The sequence below is a fragment of the Micromonospora sp. CCTCC AA 2012012 genome, assembly GCF_040499845.1.
In the GTDB taxonomy this organism is placed as follows: domain Bacteria; phylum Actinomycetota; class Actinomycetes; order Mycobacteriales; family Micromonosporaceae; genus Micromonospora; species Micromonospora mangrovi.
In genome coordinates this window covers 1,860,296-1,877,841 of record NZ_CP159342.1, presented here as the reverse complement: position 1 = coordinate 1,877,841, position 17,546 = coordinate 1,860,296, and the positions used below count along the sequence as shown (strand labels likewise).

Below are 17,546 nucleotides of genomic sequence, written 5' to 3'. Positions count from 1 at the left end.
GCCCGCCGTGCGCGCGGGTCCCGTGCCGCCGGCCGGAATTGACCCCCGGCGGCGGAAAGAACGCCGAGGCGCAAATTTCCTGCGGTCGATCACATAATTCCGTCGACTGTTTCCGGCGGCCCTGCGCCGGAATTCCGACCTCCCTCATGTCGGCTCGCCGACCGAAATGGCGGACCGGCGCAAATAGCCTGGCACCACTCGACCAACCTCGGAGAGGAGGTGCGTGTGGCACTGTACATCGACGTCGGTTTCGGCAATTCCGATCAGGTCTTCGCCGATTTCACGTCACTGACCGGCGGCTCGGGTGACCTCGGCGAGGTCAACGTCACGGGCTTCACCGACATCGTGCGGCTGACCTACACCTCGCCCGGCGCGGACGCCGTGTCGCAACGCATCAAGGCACTGGTCGACTCGACCGGCGACATCGTCGTCTCCGGAGTGCCGAGTTCCTTCGTCCTGCCCGACGGAAATGCGATCACGGCGGTGGCCGGGGAAACGTTCACCGACACGACGTCCACCGGTGACACCGTTGTCCGGGTCGCGTACGACGTCGGTATGTGCAACGGTTCCGGATACTGGGTCGACGGCCAGTCCGGCAGCCACGTCGATTTTCCCCGGGCGATCATTCTCTATCACGAACTCTCGCACGCCTGGCACATCGTCAACAGCGCCGTCGCGGCCACGAGCGCGGCCGAGGAACAGGCGGCCGAGACCGACGAGAACGTCGCCCGATCGGCCAAGGGCGAGGACCTGCGGCTCACCACCAGCCACAACGGCGGCTGCGGCAGCCCCGGCAGCAGCTCGGGCGACTGGCAGATCGACTGCTTCGTGGTCACGGCGGCGATGGGTGCCGACGCGCAGCGGTCCGTGGACGCGTTACGGCTGGTCCGCGACCTCGCGGTGCGGGTCCTCCCGGTGGGGTACGCGCTCTTCGAGGATCTGTACCGCGAGTACTACTCGTACAGTCCGGGGATCGCCCGGCGGTTGTGGCTCGACCCGGCGCTGCGCGACGCGTACCGGGAGGCGGTCGTGGAGCCGCTGCTGTCCGTCTACGCGGTGCTGCTGCACGCGTTGAGCGCCTGGCCCGATGTCGCCGCGGTCGACGCCGTCCTCGCCGACGCGCTGGCCACGACGGTCGGCGCCGGTCCGCCGCGCGAACGGCTCGCCGCGCAGGTCGTCGACGTCGTCCTCGACCGTGGCCCGCGCGACGGCCTGGTGGGTGGTCGACTCGTCGACGACCGGCTGCCCCTCACCCAGTGGGCGATCATCCGTCCGCTGCGGGCCTACTGGGGGGTGCGGCTGGCCGGGCGGGCGCCCGCTCCGGCCGCGCTGCGGGAGCGCATCGTGGCGTGGTGGCTGGAGCAGGCCCCGGACCTGACGGCCACGCCCGACGCGCTACGCCACCGGGTAGCCCTGGTGGAACGGACACTTCTCGGAGGGAGCTCGGCATGGCGAAGGTGAGCGTGGTGGCGGTCCGGCTCGACGACGCCGACGCGTCGGGGGCGCGCCGGCTGCGGGTGGTGATCCGCAACGACACGTCCGCGCAGCTCCACGTCTCGGGTGAGCTCAGCGGGTTGTCGTACGACCCGGGCAGCCGGGTGCTCTCGGTCGACTTCGGGGTGCCCCACGACGACGATCCCGGGCCCGGGATCGTGGTGGTCTCCGCGCACCCGTTCGTCCCGCACCAGGTCGTCCTCGCCCCCGGTGAGGAGGGCGAACTCAGCACCGTCGTCCCGGCCTCGATCCACCAGTACAACCGGGGCGGCGGGTTGTCCAGCATCGCCCGTCCGGGCGTCGCGGTCGGCGCGATCGACCACACACAGGTCCGGATCGCGAGCAGCCCGACGCCGTTCCAGCCGCCGCTCGACCTCGACCCGAAGGCACGCGTGCGGCACATGCGCGAGCAGGCCCACTTCGACGTGCAGCGGGTGACGCCGTCCCGACCCGACGAGCCCCGTCCGCCGCACACGCCCTGAACGAATCATCCCGAACCACCCCACCGCACCCACGGAGGCTCCGATGGCTTCGGCACAGGACATCCTGAACGCGATCAACGCGTCGAACGGCAAACTCGACCAACTCCACACCGACCTGCTCGCCGGCACCAACGCCACGAAGGCCGTCCGCGACGCGGTGCTCGACACCGAGGCGCACCTCGACGCCGGCTTCACCGTGCTGGCGCAGGGACAGGCGGTGCTCGCCGCGCTGCAGGCCCAGACCAACACGGTGCTGAGTCACCTCTCCGCGCAGGCCGACACCATGATCTGCCTGCTGGACAGCATCGCGCGGAACACCTGCGCGCTGCTCAACGACTCCGCACGCCAGACACCCGCCCTGGAGCGGATGCGGACCGACCTCGACGCACTGGTCTTCCTCTACTCGACGGTCAACCCGGGCAGCGCCCTGGAGTGGGAACGGTCCACCGCCGCGGCGGCCCGGATGGACGCGTGCTGCCCGCCGCAGCAGCCGGAGCCACCGTGCCGGTTCACCGGCTGCGAGGCGCCGGAGCGGCTCCCCGAGCACGACGTCGACGCCAAGGTGCCGGCCTACCCGTACCCGCCGAAGCGGCCGGACCAGGGACCGCGGTGACGGCCGGGCCCGGCCGGCTGGGCCGGGCCCGGCCGCGCCACCGGGACCGTCGTGCCCGCGGCGGACCCCGAACCGGGCCGGATCAGCGGATACCGTGGATGCCGGAGGTGACGGCGGTGACCAGTTGGGAGGCGGCGGTCGAGGCGCAGATCCGCTCGGCCCAGGAACGCGGCGAGTTCGACAACCTGCCCGGCGCGGGCAAGCCGATCCCCGGACGCGGGCTGCCCTACGACGAGTCGTGGTGGATCAAGAGCTTCCTGGAACGGGAGGCGCTCCCCAGCGACCTGCTGCTGCCCACCCCGCTGCAACTGCGGCGCCGCGTCGAACAGCTCCCCGACGAGGTGCGCGACCTGCCCACGGAGGAGTCGGTCCGGTCGTACGCGGCCGACCTCAACGCCGACATCGTCGCCTGGCTGCGGACCCCGACCGGCCCCCGGGTGGCGGTCCGCCCGGTCAAGGTCGAGGACGTCGTACACCGGTGGCGGGCCGACCGGGAGCGCGCGGCGGCGGAACGCGTCGCCGCTGCGGCGGCGGTCCCGCCGCCGGCGGCGCCACCGGCTCGACGCCGCCGGTCCTGGCGGTGGTGGCGCCGCTGACCACCGGCCCGGCGTCGCCGCTGCGGGCCACCGCAGTCCCGGTCGGTCGAAAACCGCTTGGGGCTTTCTTCCGCGCTCCCTTAGGTTGCCTCTCGACCCCACTGATGAGGACAGAGGACAGCATCGCGTGACCCCGCCCGCTCTCTGAACCTGACAGCTTCCGCGCTCACCGGTAGCCGACGCTCCCGTCGGCTCCACCGGGCTGCCCTCGTGCGCCCGGTCCTCCAGCGTTCGAGGCCGCGCGTGATCGGCCTCACGTCAGGTCTTCAGAGATCAGGTCCCGACACACATGTCTTCATCACCTCATATCGTGCTGCCCTGGGTCGTCCGCCGGACCCGCCTGCCGCTGGTGTCGTTGCGGTGCGTGGACTGCCGGTCGGCCTCGGCCACCACCGGCGAGGGCAGGTTCCGCGTCAACGCCAACCGCAAGCTGCTGGACGTGTGGCTGCTGGTCCGCTGCGTGTCCTGCGATCGGACGAGCAAGCTCACCGTGTACGAGCGCACGCCGGTCAGCTCCTTCGACCCGGCCGAGCTGCACGGCTATCGCGTCAACGACCCGGAGCTGGTGGCGTCCACGCTGCTGGATCCGTTGCTCGCCCGGCGCAGCCACTTCACGCTCGACTGGACGGGGGCCTGGCGGCTGGACGCCCCGGAGGCGTACCTCGACCAGGAATGGCCGGTCCAGGTGGAGGTCACCTTCGCAGACCCGGTGCCGGTACGCCCGGAGCGGCTCATCGCGCACCGGCTCGGCCTCAGCAGGCAGGAGGTGCTGCGGAGGGTCAAGTGCGACGTTCCGCTGCGCCGTCCGACGAGCGCCGGGTTCACCTTCATCGTGACGGCGGGGGAGTAGGGGGTCGGTAGCCGGGCGGACCGAACGGGCCGCCCGGCTACCGACCGGCCCCCGGAAACGGCTGGACGGGGTGACGAGCGGACTTGTAGCTTGCACTCGACCGTGACCGGCCCGAGGAGGTGAGACCCGTGGACGCTGCAACGACGTGGGTGCTCACCCGTCCCGTCACGGCCGGGCGATCGACATAGCTGTCGCCGGGAGCGCCTCGACACCAGGGCACTCCCGAAGGGCAGCACCATGCACTCTGCGCAGTTTCCCGCCGAGCCGTCGGCGCACGACCCGGCCGCGCCCGGCCTCCCCTCGCCCACCTCCGGCGCCGATCGGCCACCCCGCGACTTCGACGTGATCATCGCCGGCTGCGGGCCGACCGGCGCGATGCTCGCCGCCGAACTGCGGCTGCACGACGTACGGGTGCTCGTGCTGGAGAAGGAGACCGAACCCGCCTCGTTCGTCCGCATCGTCGGCCTGCACATCCGCAGTATCGAGCTGATGGCCATGCGCGGGCTGCTGGAGCGCCTCCTCCCACGCGGCAGAAAGCGCCCGGCCGGTGGTTTCTTCGCCGGCATCGACACACCCGCACCCGAGGGCCTCGACTCCCCGTACGCCTACCTGCTGGGCATCCCGCAGCCGGTGATCGTCCAACTGCTCGAGGAGCATGCGATCCAGTTGGGCGCGCAGGTGCGGCACGGCGTCGCGGTGGCCGGTCTCGCGCAGGACGACGAGGGGGTGACCGTCGAGCTGGCCGAGGGCGAACGGCTACGCGCCCGCTACCTGGTCGGCTGTGACGGCGGGCGCAGCACCGTACGCGGACTGCTCGGCGTCGGCTTCCCCGGCGAGCCCTCCCGGAGCGGGACGCTGATGGGCGAGCTGGAAGCCGCAGTGCCGCCGCAGGAGATCGCCGCGAAGGTGGCCGAGATCCGCGAGACCGACAAGCGGTTCAGCTTCGGGCCCTTCGGCGGCGGGGTCTACCGCGTCGTCCTCCCCGTCGGAACGGTCAGCGATCGCACGGCGCCACCCACCATCGAGGACTTCCGACACCAGTTGCGTGCCGTCGCGGGAACCGACTTCGGCGTGCACTCCCCGCGCTGGCTGTCCCGCTTCGGGGACGCCACCCGGCTGGCCGAACGGTACCGGGTAGGGCGGGTGCTGCTGGCCGGTGACGCCGCGCACATCCATCCCCCCACCGGCGGGCAGGGCCTCAACCTCGGCGTTCAGGACGCCGTCAACCTCGGCTGGAAACTGGCCGCGCAGGTCCACGGCTGGGCGCCGGACACCCTGCTCGACACCTATCAGGCGGAACGCCGTCCGGTCGCCGAGGACGTGCTGGACAACACCCGCGCCCAGCTGGAACTGCTGTCCCCCGGACCGGGCCCGCGCGCCGTACGTCGGTTGCTCACCGAGCTGATGGACCTCGACGAGGTCAACCGCCGCCTGATCGAGAAGATCACCGCGATCGACATCCGCTACGACTTCGGCGCCGGCCCCGACCTGCTCGGCCGCCGCCTGCGCGACATCGAGCTGAGGCAGGGCCGCCTCTACGACCGGCTGCGGCGCGGCCGGGGCCTGCTGCTGGACCGTACCGGACGCCTGACCGTCGGCGGCTGGTCGGACCGGGTCGACCACCTCGCGGATCCCACCGCGGCGTGGGACGTGCCGGGCGTGCTGCTGCGCCCCGACGGCCACGTCGCCTGGCTCGGCGACGATCAGCAGGACCTGGACGACCACCTCTCCCGCTGGTTCGGCAGGCCCACCGGCTGATGTCACCGGCGGGGCGGCCGGTAGCCCGGTTCGTCGGTAGTCCGCAGCACGGATACGGGCTCGGCAGCGCGGTCGGGGGTTGCGACCGCGTCGCCGAGCGGGCTGGAGTGCGTCGCCGGTCAGGAGAGCGCAGCCCGCCAGGTCCACGAGGTGCGGCGCGGGTGGTCGGGTAGCTCGTCCCGGCCGGTCAGCCAGAGCAGCACCTCGGGTGGCTCGCCGCCCGGAGCGTCCGGGAAGAGCCGCCGCGTCACGCTCGCGCAGAGGTCCGCCGGCGGCCGCCAGGCCACGCCGAGGCCGCGGGTGATGTCGTACGTGTGCAGGAGGATCTCCGCGACGCCCATCGCGGCGAACCCACCGGGATCGGTCGGCCCCCAGTGCCAGGCGCGGGCGTCGAGATCGGTGGTGTCGACGGCCGCGCCGAGCAGTCCCGCCGCGGCGGTGACGACGGTCAGCACCCGCCGCGGCGGAGTGTCCCGGCGTACCCGCAGGTCGAAGGGCAGATAGTCGGCGTCGGAGCGGCCGATCACCTGGCCGGCGTAGGCGACGAGGTCGTGCGCGAGGTGCGCGGCCGTGGTCCAGCAGGACCATTCGAGGTCCCCGGCGGGCGCTGTCCAGTCGCGGTCGGTCAGTGGCCCGAGCACCCGCACCGATTCCCCGGCCGCCGCCCGGACGTCCGTTCCAGTCATCGCTGTCATGTCGCCGACCTTGCCAGCCCCGGCCGCGGCGGGCAGCTCCGCTCACCTGCCGTGGCAGCACGGGCGGTCACGCCGGCGGTCCGGTGAGTCTGGCGGCCACGGCGTCGAGGACCCACTCCAGGCCGGTCGCGAAGGAGGTCTCGGCGTCCACGTCGGTGCCGTCGTGCACGGCCTTGGTCAGCGCCGGGAAGCGGCCGGTGGCCAACATGCCCGTCACGTGGGGGCCGTTGGCGCGCTGCCAGTCGCGCTCGGACAGGCCCGTGGCGCGCTCGGCCCGCAGGTTCGCGATCTCGTGCCGGATCGCGCCGGTGACGTAGGCGCTGACGGTTTCCACGGCGCGGATCGCCGTGTCGGTGTCGGCGAGGCCGTCGAGGGCGGCCAGCCGGGCCTCGGTCACGGCGAGGCCGTTCGGGCCCAGGGACGGGCGTCCCCCGAGCAGGTCGGCCAACCATTCGTGCCGCAGGGCGGCCTGCCGGGTGCGGTGGGCCAGGACGCGCAGCGCCTCGCGCCAGTCACCGGGCTGTTCGACGGGCAGGATCTCGGCGTGGACCTCGTCCACCATGAGGTCGAGCAGCCCGTCCTTGGTGGAGATGTATCCGTACAACCGCATCTGACCGGCGTTGAGCCGGGCGGCGACCTTACGCAGGGACACCGCCTCCAGTCCGCCCTCGTCGGCCAGCGCGATGGCGGCGGCGACGATCCGCTCCCGGTCGAGCGGCACGGGGCGGCTCGGCGGCTCGGGCCGGTCCCAGACGGTCATGGTCACTCCGTGCCCATTGCGATGCGGTGTAACGCGACAATACAGTGTATCGCCATGAGGCACCGTATCGCCGTGGTGGGGGGTGGCCCCGGGGGCCTCACCTTCGCCCACGTCCTGCACCGCCACGGTCTTCCCGTCGCCGTCCTCGAACGCGATGCCACCCCGGACGCCCGTCCGCCGGGCGGCACGCTGGACCTGCACGCGGGGATGGGCCAGCTCGCGCTGGACAAGGCCGGGCTGCTGACGCAGTTCCGGGCGCTGTCCCGTCCCGAGGGGCAGGCCATGCGCATCCTGGACCCGAACGGGACCGTGCTGCGCGACTGGCGGCCCGGCCCGGACGACCGCGCCAATCCCGAGATCGACCGCGGGCAGCTCCGTGACCTGCTGCTCGGCCCGCTCGACGTGCAGTGGGGGCGGGGCGTGACGCAGGTGGTGCCGGGGACCCGGGACGGCGTCCTGGTCCGCTTCGCGGACGGTCGACAGGAGACGTTCGACCTCGTCGTCGGCGCGGACGGCGCCTGGTCCCGGGTCCGCCCGGCGGTCTCCGCCGCGGTGCCGCACTACACCGGCGTCACCTCGGTCGAGACCTCCCTCGACGACGTCGACACCCGCCACCCCGAGCTGGCCCGGTTGATCGGCGACGGCGCGCTCGCGGTGTACGGCGCGAACCGGGCCCTCGTCGCCCAACGCAACAGCGGCGGCCACGTCAAGGTGTACGCCCAGTTCCGTGCGCCGCTGGACTGGCACGCCGACCTGGACCTGGCCGACGTCGAGGCGGTGCGATCGAGCCTCCTAGCGCTCTTCGACGGCTGGGCCGCTCCCGTCCTCGACCTCCTCCGGCGCGGCACCACCTTCGTCCACCGCCCCCTGCATGTCCTGCCGGTATCCCACTGCTGGACCCACGTCCCCGGGGTGACGCTCCTGGGCGACGCCGCCCACCTGATGCCCCCGTTGGGCGCGGGCGCGAACCTCGCGATGCTGGAGGGCGCCGAACTCGCGGAGTCCATCGCCGACTGCTCCGGCGACCTGGACGAGGTCGTGCGTGCCTTCGAGGAACAGATGTGGGCGCGGGCCGGCAGGTGGGCGACGATCACGACGGCGGGTCTGGAGCGCCTGGTCAGCCCGGACCCCGCCGAGGCCCTCGCCCTGTTCGACCAGGTCCAGTCGTCCTGACCCACCCGGACGAACCAAATCCGCTGTCGATCGCCGCAGGGGCGGTGGTAGAAAGCCGCGGTGGAGAAGACCCTGGAGTTCCCTGACCTGCTGCGCCTGATGGACGAACGGTCGACCGCCTTCCGGGCGGCGGTCGCCGCGGCACCTAGCCTCGACGTGCGGGTGCCGACCTGTCCCGAGTGGACACTGTTCGACCTGGTGCAGCACCTGGGCGAGGGACGTCGCAGGTGGGCCGCCATCGTGGCCGCGGGGCCCGCCGACACTCCGCCCGCGATCCCCGCCCCGGTGGTGCCCCGGGAGCGCGAGGCCCTGCTGACCTGGTTCGCCGAGTCGACGGAGGAGCTGCTGGCCGCGCTGCGGGACGCCGGCCCGGATCGTGGGTGCTGGACCTGGTGGGGTTCGTCGCAGTCGCCGCAGACCACCGGTGCCGTCGCCCGGCACCAGCTCCAGCAGGTCGCCGTGCACACGTACGACGCCCAGGTCGCCGTGGGCGCCCCGCAGCCGCTGCCGGACGAGGTAGCCCTCGACGGTGTCGACGAGTTCGTGACCACCTGCGTCGCGACGACGGCCCCGTGGCCGCACGAGCCCGCGGTCGTCGACTACCACGCCACCGAGGGCCGCTCCTGGCGCCTCTGGTTCTCCGCCGACGGCGCCCGGACCGCCCGCCTCCCCACGCCGGTCGCCGGCGAGGTCCCGGAGACGGCGTGGGTCTCCGCCCGGGGTACGGCCAACGAGCTGGTCATGTTCTGCTACGGCCGCATCACGATGGACTCGCTGCAGGTCGAGGGCGACCGGCGCGTCTTCGACCAGCTGATCGCCTGGGAGCCGGAGGAGTAGCCCGCGACGACGGACCCACCGCCCTGCGCCGACCTCAATCTCAGCGCCCGGCGGTGGGTCCGCTGGTCGAGGTCAGTCAGCGCGCCCACCTTCATCCGTTCGACGTCGGCGATCGTCAGCGCCGCCCGCGTGCCGCCGTCTCCACCTCGCCGTCGGCCAATTAACGGATTACCGATAATGACAATCCATCAAATTCTACGGACAAAGGGTATGAAACGGCGGTACATCATAATGACAGTTCTTGTGCGTAAGGGTTCAGGATGGTGTACGAAGGGATCGACCCCTCTCCTGTCGTGGTCCGAGGGCTGCGAGTCGTGGTCGAGGCCGCCGCCGCGTTCAGACCTGTTCGGACACCTCGGTGCGGTCGTCGATCTCGCACAGTCGAGCGCCGGAGAGCATCTCGCCGAGGTACGCCTGCAGTGCCGCGGTGCGCGTCTGCGCCTCGTCGATGAGGACGGCGGCGACACGTTGCCAGTCGGGCGGCTGGGGGTCGTCGGGCAGCGCGGCGAACACGTCTGCGATTTCCCGGACGGTGAGTCCGACGCGCTGGGCGACCTTGGCGACCTTGATCCGACAGGCGGCGTTGTCGTCGAAGCGCCGCTGGTCGCCTGCGGTGCGGTGGGCGTTGATCACCCCGTGCTGCTCATAGAAGCGCACGGCGGACGGCGCGACCCCGGCCGCAGTGGCGACGTCCTTGACCGTGAGGACGAAACGGGAAGGGACCTGCACCGGGCTGCTCACTCGACCATGATGACCCGTACGGCGGCTTGACTTCAACATATGTTGAAGGCTGAGCATGGCCGGCATGACCAGTTCAACGCCCCACCACAGTCGTTCCTCCGAGGCGGCGCCCTTGGAGGCTGGCCGCCTCGAGCAGCCGCTACGCCTCGCCGTGATCGCCGCCAGCGTCCGTAAGGAACGGCTGAGCCGCGTACTCGCAGAATGGGCCTGCGGCAAGGCGGACGGCATCGCCGACGTCGACCTGGTCGACCTCGCCGAGTGCGCGTTACCCGACGAGGAACACCTGGAGCCGGGCGGCGGCGGCCCCCGCTCGGCGATCGCCGACCGCATCGAGCGCGCCGACGGGTACGTCATCGTCACCCCTGAGTACAACCACAGCTACCCGGCCAGCGTGAAGCGAGCGATCGACTGGCACTACCGCGAGTGGATGTTCAAGGCGGCCACCGTGCTCTCCTACGGCGCCCAGGGCGGGCTGCTGGCCACTGAGCACCTGCGTGGCGTCTTTTCCGAGCTGCACGTGGTGACCACCCGCCGCGCCGTGGGCCTGCGCGGGCCGTGGAACGACATCGACGACGACGGGTTCACCCCACCGCCCGGCGCGGGCGAAGCCCTCGACGAGGCGTTGCGCGAACTCGCCTGGTGGGCGACGACACTGCACACCGCCCGCCGCGACCACCCGTTCCCGAGCTGAGCATCGGCACCGCATGAACACCCGCGCCCGTGTCATCGGCCTGGTCCTCGCCCTCGGCGGGCTGATGGTCACCGTCGATGCCACCGTCACCCTGGTCGCGGTACCCGCTATCGCCTCCGACCTGAATTCGACCCTGCCCGCGGTGCAGTGGGTCACCAGCGGCTACCTGCTCGGGGTCGTCGCGGTAACCCCACTCGCCGGTTGGGCGGCGAACCGCTACGGCGCCCGCCGCGTGTACCTGACCGCACTGGCGATCTTCACCGTGTCCTCGGCACTGGCCGGCCTGGCATGGGGCACCGGGCCGCTCACCGCGTTCCGGGTCCTGCAGGGGCTCGGCGGCGGCCTGCTCAACCCGGTAGCGCAGGCCATCGGCTTGCGCTCCGTACCCCGCGAAGCCCGCGGACGACTGATGAGCCTGCTCGGCCTGCCCGTGGTCATCGGTCCCGTCCTCGGCCCGCCGCTTGCCGGTTGGCTGGTCGATACCGCCTCCTGGCGCTGGGTGTTCCTCCTCAACGTGCCGATCGGCGCCGCAGCCGTGCTGCTGTGCGCGCGACGGCTGCCACACCAGCCCGCCGACCCCACGTCGGCCTCCCGGATCGACTGGACCGGCCTTGCTCAGGTCTCCGGCGGTGCCGTGCTGCTCGTCCTGGGGTGCACCCTCGTCGGGGAGACCGGCGCGCTGACCGGGCAGGTCGCCGCCACGCTCGGTGCCGGCCTGCTCATGCTCGTCGCTTTCGTCGTCCGCGCCCTGCGAGCCGGCGCTCCCTTGGTCGACCTGCGGTTGCTGCGCCACCGGCCGCTCGCCGCGGGTCTGGGCGTACTGGCGTTCTTCGGCGCCGCCTACTTCGGGGCGATGTCGATCTTGCCGATCTACGTCCAAGGCGTCCGCGGCGACCCGGCCGCCCTCGCCGGCACCATCACCGTCCCGATGGCACTCGCCGTCGGATCGACCCTGCAGATCGCCACCCGACTGGTGGACCGGATGCCGCCACGCCGCATCGTGGTCATCGGCGTGACCTTGGGCCTGGCCGGGACCGTCGCGCTGTTGGTCACGACTACGAGCAGCGCGTCCTACCTGTTGATCGCGGCCTCGGCGGTCGTCCTCGGCGTCGGCTCCGGCGCCACCCTGATGCCGACGATGACCGTGGCGGTGCGCGACCTGGAGCACGGGGACACCCCTCGGGGCACGACTTTGCTCGCACTCGTCCAGCAACTGGCCGGCGCCGTCGGCGTCGCCGTCGTCGCCGCCACCCTCACCGTTCTGGTGTCCGCCCGAGTGCCGGAACTGGCCAGCACCGACGGCAGCGGGCTGGCCGCGATGCTCGCCCTCGACCCGACCGCCCGCGCAGCGCTGAACACCCGGCTTTCCGGCGCGGTCGGCGGTAGCTATGCCGTTGCCGCGGCCTTGATGGCACTCAGCGCCCTGGCGGCGGTCATCGGCCTCCGTCACGCAAAGAAGGCCGATGACCCGGCCGACGCCTCAAGACAGCCGATCTGACGGGGCGTCTGCCCGGCCGAGCCGCGCGGCGCGCAGTCGGCACGACGCCAACGCCACGACGGTCGGTGCAGGACCGGTCGGCACGGGGTGGCCAACCATCCCCGTGGCCGATCTGCGGGCGTTGGTTCTCCGCCGGAAGCAACGACCGGGCTGACCGGAGGGTGCCTGCACCACCGGTCAGCGGCGGATGGAGGCATGCGCCGGCTCACCCGGTGGGCGGGCGGCCAGCGGACGGGTCACGGCCGAACGCGGCCCGCGCAGCATCGGCGTCGGCGGTCCGCCGCCTGCGCCAGCGGCGCTGCGCCTCCCGGTTGCACTCCCGGCACACCCGGCGGTACCGGCCGGTCGCGTCGTCGATCTCCCGGTCGTGACCGTTGCGGCAGCGTGGTTCCTGCCGACGGTTGCGGGAGATCTCCGCGCGGCTCACCTGGCGCAGGTGCGTCGGCTCGATACAGTCGCCGACCCCGCAGACCTGGTCGACGTCGAGCGTCGGGTCGTAACCGCCGACCAGGACGACGTACGCGGCGATGTGCGCCCACGCCCGTCCGGCGACCTTCTGGCGGACTCCTCGGTGGGGGCCGTAGCCGCGCACGACGAGGCAGCCGTCGGGGCGGCGCTCGGAGCGGGCCAGCAGGTGCGCCCGCAGGCTCTCCTCCGTGAAGTGCCGGGACAGGCCGGTGACCAGGGACAGCAACAGCAGCAGCCCGACCGGTCAGCCGCGGGTGGCGCCGATGCCGAGCAGCACGGCCAGGCCGAGGGCGCTGCGCGGGGCGTACGGGACGCGCCACAGGCCGCCGTGCGCCGCCGCGTACGCCTCGTCCTGCCAGGGCTGCGGCTGGGCGGGCGCCCCGGTGCGCAGGTCGTGCACCAGCAGCGCCGCCATCAGGGTGTTGCTGGTGGCCGGCTCGAACACCTCGATGCCGAACCGGTACGCCCCGGCGTACGCGGCGGCGAGGGCCCGGTTGCGCAGCACCGACCGGGTACGCGTCGGCGGCGCCACGGTGAACGACACCGTCGCCCCGGCGTCCCGGGCCACCGTCGCCCGCCACCGTTGCAGCCGTTTCGCCAGCGCGTAGTTGGGGCCCTGCTGCGGGACGAGGCTGTCGTTGATGCCGGGGTCGGCGTCGGGCGGATAGTTGCGGTGCAGCAGCCGGCCGCCGGAGAGCACCCGCAGGGAGCGCCGGGCCGGGCCACGGGCGGCGTAGCCGCGCTCGGCGTGGCGCACCGCGTCGGCGGGGACGGCGTACACGTCGGTGGGGGTGGCCAGGAACGCCAGCGCCACGTCGTCGCGGCGGCCCTGGAGGTGGTGGGTGAGCGCGTCGACGGCGGTGGCGACCCGGACGTTGGTCGCGCCGTCGGCGTACACGTAGTTGCCCAGCACCAGCCGCCCCTGGACGCCGAGCAGCCACTGCGCGGCCTGCGGGAGACGGTGCAGCAGGTCGGCGCCCGCGCCGGCGGCCAGCGCGGCGTCGTCGTCGCCGGTGCCGGGCCGGACGGGCAGGTGCAGCCGACCGCCGTGCCGGCGGGCGGTGCGCAGCACCCGCCGCCAGATCTCCGGGCGGGGCAGGTCGAGGGCGACGACGTCGCCGCCCCAGCGCAGCACCGACGGCAGCGGACCCATCTCGGCGCCCGCGCCGAGCACCACGACGCGCTGGTCGCGCAGGTCGAGCCAGTCCGGGTTGGCCAGCACCAGCCGGACGGCCTCGGCGCAGGACGGCTCGATGACGCCTGCGTCGACCCAGGCGTCGAGCCGGCGACGCAGGTCGTCGCCGCGCAGCCGCTGCCCCCGGTAGGGCAGGGACAGTTCCCGCTCGACCGCACCGTCGCCGGTGACCGTGGCGGTGTCGAGCGGCGGATGGTCGGTCGGGGTGTCGAAGACCTGTTCCAGGCCGATCTCGGTGCCGCCGTCGGGGACGACCCGCATCCGTCGGTGCAGGGAGGCCAGGCCGTCGCGGGCGATGGTGAGGGCGGCCTCGCGGGAGAGCAGGCCCGCCTCGACGAGACGGCGGAAGTGACCGACGTAGCCGTGCCGCCAGTCGGTCTCGTGCTCGGCCGACCGGGCGCCGACCGGGTCGACGGCGCGCAGCGCGTCCGCGACCACCGCGCGGCCCAGTGCGGTGGTGCTGCGTCCCGCGCCGGCCTCGGGGAACACCACGCCGCTCGGGCCGTCCGGGCTCGCCGTTCTGCTGCTGGTCACCGTGCCACTGTGCCGCATCGCCGGTCGGAGCGCAGCATCGCGGTCGCGCTGCCGGCGGTCGCCCGCGGTGGCAGGATCGGCGGGGTCCGCTCGTCCACGACCGGAAGGACCCCATGCGTCATCGCACCCTCGGCGCCACCGGCACCGTCGTCTCGGCGCTCTGCCTCGGCACCATGACCTTCGGCGCGGAGACCGACCAGGCCGGCAGCTTCGCCCAACTGGACCGCTTCGTCGAGGCCGGTGGCACCTTCATCGACACCGCCGACGTCTACTCCGCCGGCGTCTCGGAGGAGATCGTCGGCCGGTGGCTGGCCGACCGGCCCGGCATGCGGGACCGGGTGGTGCTCGCCACCAAGGGACGCTTCCCGATGGGGCCGGGCCCCAACGACGCCGGGCTGTCCCGGGTGCACCTGACCCGTGCCCTGGACGCCAGCCTGCGCCGGCTCGGCGTCGACGCGGTCGACCTCTACCAGGCGCACGCGTGGGACCCGCTGACCCCGCTGGAGGAGACCCTGCGCTTCTTCGACGACGCCGTGCGCGCCGGCAAGATCCGTTACGCCGGGGTCAGCAACTTCACCGGCTGGCAGCTGCAGAAGGCCGTCCTGCTCACCCGGCACCTCGGCCTGGCCCCGATCGTCACCCTGCAACCGCAGTACAACCTGCTGGTCCGCGAGATCGAGTACGAGATCGCGCCGGTCTGCCAGAACGAGGGCGTCGGCATCCTGCCCTGGTCGCCGCTGGGTGGGGGCTGGCTGACGGGGAAGTACCAGCGGGACACCCCGCCGCGTGGGGCCACCCGGCTGGGCGAGGACCCGGAGCGGGGCGTCGAGGCGTACGCGGGGCGCAACGCGCAGGAGCGCACCTGGCGGGTGATCGACGCGGTACGGCAGGTCGCCGAGGAGCGCGGCGTGTCGATGTCGGCGGTGGCTCTCGCCTGGCTGGCGGACCGGCCGGCGGTGACCTCGGTGATCCTCGGTGCCCGGACCACGGAGCAGCTCGACGACAACCTCACCGCCGCGGACCTGCGGCTGGACCCGGAGCAGACCCGGCTGCTCGACGAGGCGAGCACCCCGCCGGTGGCGGACTACCCGTACGGCGGGCCGGGCGTGCGGCAGCGGGCCCGGGAGCTGCCCGACGGGTGACGCCGGATCAGCGGCGGGCGGTCTTCGCGTACGTGGTGGGGCGGGTGCGGTCGTTGTCGATGCCGAGCTGAGCGGCCAGCCGCGGGTCGACGGCGAGCAGCGGACGCGGCCCGAACAGCGCCATCGCGGTCAGCAGCTCGTCGGTGTCCCGCTCGCTCCAGGCGGGACGCTGCTCCGGGGCGAGGTCGGCGTGCGCGCGGCGCAGCCGCTTCAGCAGCCGGCGCGCGGCGGCCCCGGTCTCCGGCACCTCGGCCAGCCACCAGCCGCCGAGCAGGGTGGCCAGGCAGGCCAGCAGCAGGCCGGCCACGAAGGGTGGGGCGCCGGCGTCGCGGCCCTCGACCGCGCTGTCGACCAGCCGGGTCACGCCGACGGCGGCGACCGCGAAGAGCGGCAGCGTGCCGAGCGCGGTACGACGCCGCTGGGCGGGGGTGAGCAGCCAGCCGTCCCGGACCAGCCGGCCGACCATCCGCCGCAGCGCCCGGTTCACCTCGGGGTCGGCCAGCACGGCGGCCCAGGTCTGCGGCCGGCGCAGGGCGGCGTGCAGGGCCCGGACCAGGGGAGCGGGACGCGACGGTGGCGGACCGTCCACCGACAGGGTCGACAGTTCGCCGACGCGTACGCCGGTGGCCCGGTGCAGGGCGGCGACGCCGACCTGGCAGGCGAGGCCGGCCCGGTCGGTCAGGTAGGCCAGCTCGACGGTGCTCGGCGCGGGGCCCCGGGTCCGCCAGCCGGTCACCGACCGGATCGCCAGGGCGACGGCGGTGGCCGCGGCGACGGCGGTGACGTAGTCGAGGAGGAAGAGCGGACCGCTGAGACCCCAGAGCATGGCGACAAGTATGGCGGGCCGTGGCCGCCGGAAATCCGGTCGGCGGCGGCCGGCCGGTGTGGCTATGGTGCCCCGGATGCGGATCCGAGAATTCACCGAGGCCGACTGGGCGCAGGTCTGGCCCATCGTCGAGGACGTCATCGTGGCGCAGGAGACCTTCCCGTACGACCCGACCTGGAGCGCCGAGGTGGCGCACGACGTGTGGGTGGAGCGCCCGCCCGGCCGGACGGTGGTGGCCGAGGAGGGCGGGAGCGTCCTCGGCACCGCGAAGATGGGCGCGAACCGGCCCGGCCCGGGCGCGCACGTCGCCACGGCGAGTTTCCTGGTGGCCGCCGCCGCCCGGGGTCGCGGGGTCGGTCGCGCGTTGTGCGAGGACGCCCTGGAGTGGGCCCGCGCGCGGGGCTTCGCGGCGATGCAGTTCAACGCCGTGGTGGAGACCAACGAGGCGGCGGTACGGCTGTACCGGCGGCTCGGCTTCACGGTGATCGGCACCGTGCCGGAGGCGTTCGCCCATCCCACCCTGGGTCGGGTCGGCCTGCACGTGATGCACCGTCGCCTGTGACCGCCGCGCTCGGTCAGCATGGTGGCATGACGAACGAGCCGATCGACCTGGCCGACGCCCTGACGCGTTTCGATCAGCTGTGGATCCCCGGATCGTCACCCGGGTCAACGACTACGACCGAAGGTGGCCGGCGAGCACCCCCGGACTGACCGGCGCGGGACGTGCGACCGGAAGCCGTTGATCCGTTGTCCTTCCGGGGCGGCCTATCGCGAGCTCAGCAGGGTGCGCGCGGCGGCCGAGACGGCCGCGTCGTCGGCCGGATCGATGCTCCCGCCGACGCCGACGGCACCGGCGACGACGCCCTCGTGGCGCAGGACCAGTCCGCCGGGAAAGACAGCGACCGGCCAGGGGACCCCGGCGACGAGGGCGGGAATCACCGGTGCGGTCGGCGGCAGCACACCGGTGTCGCCACCGAGCCAGACGGCGGTACGCGCCTTGCCGAGGGCGCTGTCCGCGGCGCCGACGGTGGCGCCGGGCTGCCGCACGTGCAGCAACACGTGACCCCCGTCATCGACGAAGCAGATGCCGAAGGAGCCGCCGCGCTGGTCGGCGACGGCCAGGGCGGCGTCGAGGGCGGCGAGGAGCTGCGTGGTGGTGTAGGGGGTCATCTGGTCCTCCGGGTCTGCGGGGG

General features: G+C 73.2%; 19 protein-coding genes. 12 read left to right on the top strand and 7 right to left on the bottom strand.

Annotated elements, in window-relative coordinates:
* Nucleotides 1–225 precede the first annotated feature (225 nt).
* The 6 genes from ABUL08_RS08615 to rox all read left to right on the top strand — a co-directional run bounded on the left by ABUL08_RS08615 (nt 226) and on the right by rox (nt 5,793).
* On the top strand, nt 226–1,461 hold the full coding sequence (locus ABUL08_RS08615; protein WP_350936236.1) for a hypothetical protein: 1,236 nt from the start codon (nt 226–228) through the stop codon (nt 1,459–1,461).
* On the top strand, nt 1,449–1,976 hold the full coding sequence (locus tag ABUL08_RS08610; protein ID WP_350936234.1) for a hypothetical protein: 528 nt from the start codon (nt 1,449–1,451) through the stop codon (nt 1,974–1,976). Before ABUL08_RS08615 ends, ABUL08_RS08610 begins: the two co-directional genes overlap by 13 nt.
* A 43-nt stretch (nt 1,977–2,019) precedes the next feature.
* Nucleotides 2,020–2,589: a hypothetical protein gene (locus tag ABUL08_RS08605; protein ID WP_350936232.1), complete on the top strand. Its 570-nt coding sequence runs from the start codon at nt 2,020–2,022 to the stop codon at nt 2,587–2,589.
* A 116-nt stretch (nt 2,590–2,705) separates the two neighbouring features.
* On the top strand, nt 2,706–3,185 hold the full coding sequence (locus tag ABUL08_RS08600; protein WP_350936230.1) for a DnaJ family domain-containing protein: 480 nt from the start codon (nt 2,706–2,708) through the stop codon (nt 3,183–3,185).
* Between the two features lie 310 nt (nt 3,186–3,495).
* Nucleotides 3,496–4,035, top strand: coding sequence for a DUF1062 domain-containing protein (locus ABUL08_RS08595; RefSeq protein ID WP_350936228.1), 540 nt, complete (start codon nt 3,496–3,498; stop codon nt 4,033–4,035).
* 237 nt (nt 4,036–4,272) lie between these two features.
* Complete coding sequence (rox, locus tag ABUL08_RS08590) at nt 4,273–5,793, top strand: rifampin monooxygenase (RefSeq protein ID WP_350936226.1); 1,521 nt, start codon at nt 4,273–4,275, stop codon at nt 5,791–5,793.
* 119 nt (nt 5,794–5,912) lie between these two features.
* Here rox and ABUL08_RS08585 read toward each other — a convergent pair whose 3' ends face one another.
* A complete protein-coding gene (locus ABUL08_RS08585) occupies nt 5,913–6,479 on the bottom strand; it encodes a maleylpyruvate isomerase N-terminal domain-containing protein (RefSeq protein WP_377522742.1) in 567 nt (188 codons plus the stop codon).
* 76 nt (nt 6,480–6,555) lie between these two features.
* Entirely contained in the window at nt 6,556–7,248 is a 693-nt protein-coding gene (locus tag ABUL08_RS08580; RefSeq protein ID WP_350936222.1) for a TetR/AcrR family transcriptional regulator, read from the bottom strand.
* 54 nt (nt 7,249–7,302) lie between these two features.
* Between ABUL08_RS08580 and ABUL08_RS08575 the strand changes: the two genes are divergently transcribed.
* Both ABUL08_RS08575 and ABUL08_RS08570 read left to right on the top strand, forming a co-directional pair.
* Complete coding sequence (locus ABUL08_RS08575) at nt 7,303–8,421, top strand: FAD-dependent oxidoreductase (RefSeq protein ID WP_350936221.1); 1,119 nt, start codon at nt 7,303–7,305, stop codon at nt 8,419–8,421.
* A 60-nt stretch (nt 8,422–8,481) separates the two neighbouring features.
* Nucleotides 8,482–9,258, top strand: a complete 777-nt coding sequence (locus ABUL08_RS08570; RefSeq protein ID WP_350936219.1) for a maleylpyruvate isomerase family mycothiol-dependent enzyme — start codon at nt 8,482–8,484, stop codon at nt 9,256–9,258.
* Between the two features lie 336 nt (nt 9,259–9,594).
* On the opposite strand, the gene ABUL08_RS08565 is transcribed toward ABUL08_RS08570, so the two are convergent.
* Nucleotides 9,595–9,999, bottom strand: coding sequence for a MerR family transcriptional regulator (locus ABUL08_RS08565; RefSeq protein WP_350936217.1), 405 nt, complete (start codon nt 9,997–9,999; stop codon nt 9,595–9,597).
* A 64-nt stretch (nt 10,000–10,063) separates the two neighbouring features.
* Here ABUL08_RS08565 and ABUL08_RS08560 point away from each other — a divergent pair, with 64 nt between their 5' ends.
* Nucleotides 10,064–10,690, top strand: coding sequence for an NADPH-dependent FMN reductase (locus tag ABUL08_RS08560; protein WP_350936215.1), 627 nt, complete (start codon nt 10,064–10,066; stop codon nt 10,688–10,690).
* A 13-nt stretch (nt 10,691–10,703) separates the two neighbouring features.
* Entirely contained in the window at nt 10,704–12,188 is a 1,485-nt protein-coding gene (locus tag ABUL08_RS08555; protein ID WP_350936213.1) for a DHA2 family efflux MFS transporter permease subunit, read from the top strand.
* A 205-nt stretch (nt 12,189–12,393) separates the two neighbouring features.
* Here ABUL08_RS08555 and ABUL08_RS08550 read toward each other — a convergent pair whose 3' ends face one another.
* Together ABUL08_RS08550 and ABUL08_RS08545 are read right to left on the bottom strand one after the other, a co-directional pair.
* Complete coding sequence (locus ABUL08_RS08550) at nt 12,394–12,882, bottom strand: HNH endonuclease (RefSeq protein WP_350936212.1); 489 nt, start codon at nt 12,880–12,882, stop codon at nt 12,394–12,396.
* A gap of 18 nt (nt 12,883–12,900) precedes the next feature.
* Nucleotides 12,901–14,385: a hypothetical protein gene (locus ABUL08_RS08545; protein WP_350936210.1), complete on the bottom strand. Its 1,485-nt coding sequence runs from the start codon at nt 14,383–14,385 to the stop codon at nt 12,901–12,903.
* A gap of 113 nt (nt 14,386–14,498) precedes the next feature.
* Between ABUL08_RS08545 and ABUL08_RS08540 the strand changes: the two genes are divergently transcribed.
* Entirely contained in the window at nt 14,499–15,527 is a 1,029-nt protein-coding gene (locus tag ABUL08_RS08540; protein ID WP_350936209.1) for an aldo/keto reductase, read from the top strand.
* 7 nt (nt 15,528–15,534) lie between these two features.
* Here the strand turns inward: ABUL08_RS08540 and ABUL08_RS08535 are convergent, their stop codons facing one another.
* A complete protein-coding gene (locus ABUL08_RS08535; protein ID WP_350936207.1) occupies nt 15,535–16,353 on the bottom strand; it encodes a TIGR04222 domain-containing membrane protein in 819 nt (272 codons plus the stop codon).
* A gap of 76 nt (nt 16,354–16,429) precedes the next feature.
* Here ABUL08_RS08535 and ABUL08_RS08530 point away from each other — a divergent pair, with 76 nt between their 5' ends.
* Nucleotides 16,430–16,915, top strand: coding sequence for a GNAT family N-acetyltransferase (locus tag ABUL08_RS08530; RefSeq protein ID WP_350936205.1), 486 nt, complete (start codon nt 16,430–16,432; stop codon nt 16,913–16,915).
* Nucleotides 16,916–17,118: 203 nt separating this feature from the next.
* Here ABUL08_RS08530 and ABUL08_RS08525 read toward each other — a convergent pair whose 3' ends face one another.
* Nucleotides 17,119–17,523: a heme-binding protein gene (locus ABUL08_RS08525; RefSeq protein ID WP_350936204.1), complete on the bottom strand. Its 405-nt coding sequence runs from the start codon at nt 17,521–17,523 to the stop codon at nt 17,119–17,121.
* Between the last annotated feature and the right edge of the window lie 23 nt (nt 17,524–17,546).

Coding starts and splice junctions, on each gene's coding strand:
- ABUL08_RS08575 (WP_350936221.1), top strand. CDS start 7,303: ATGAGGCACCGTATCGCCGTGGTGGGGGGTGGCCCCGGGGGCCTCACC.
- ABUL08_RS08535 (WP_350936207.1), bottom strand. CDS start 16,353: ATGCTCTGGGGTCTCAGCGGTCCGCTCTTCCTCCTCGACTACGTCACC.
- ABUL08_RS08605 (WP_350936232.1), top strand. CDS start 2,020: ATGGCTTCGGCACAGGACATCCTGAACGCGATCAACGCGTCGAACGGC.
- ABUL08_RS08555 (WP_350936213.1), top strand. CDS start 10,704: ATGAACACCCGCGCCCGTGTCATCGGCCTGGTCCTCGCCCTCGGCGGG.
- ABUL08_RS08610 (WP_350936234.1), top strand. CDS start 1,449: ATGGCGAAGGTGAGCGTGGTGGCGGTCCGGCTCGACGACGCCGACGCG.
- ABUL08_RS08580 (WP_350936222.1), bottom strand. CDS start 7,248: ATGACCGTCTGGGACCGGCCCGAGCCGCCGAGCCGCCCCGTGCCGCTC.
- ABUL08_RS08560 (WP_350936215.1), top strand. CDS start 10,064: ATGACCAGTTCAACGCCCCACCACAGTCGTTCCTCCGAGGCGGCGCCC.
- rox (WP_350936226.1), top strand. CDS start 4,273: ATGCACTCTGCGCAGTTTCCCGCCGAGCCGTCGGCGCACGACCCGGCC.
- ABUL08_RS08530 (WP_350936205.1), top strand. CDS start 16,430: ATGCGGATCCGAGAATTCACCGAGGCCGACTGGGCGCAGGTCTGGCCC.
- ABUL08_RS08540 (WP_350936209.1), top strand. CDS start 14,499: ATGCGTCATCGCACCCTCGGCGCCACCGGCACCGTCGTCTCGGCGCTC.
- ABUL08_RS08525 (WP_350936204.1), bottom strand. CDS start 17,523: ATGACCCCCTACACCACCACGCAGCTCCTCGCCGCCCTCGACGCCGCC.
- ABUL08_RS08585 (WP_377522742.1), bottom strand. CDS start 6,479: ATGACTGGAACGGACGTCCGGGCGGCGGCCGGGGAATCGGTGCGGGTG.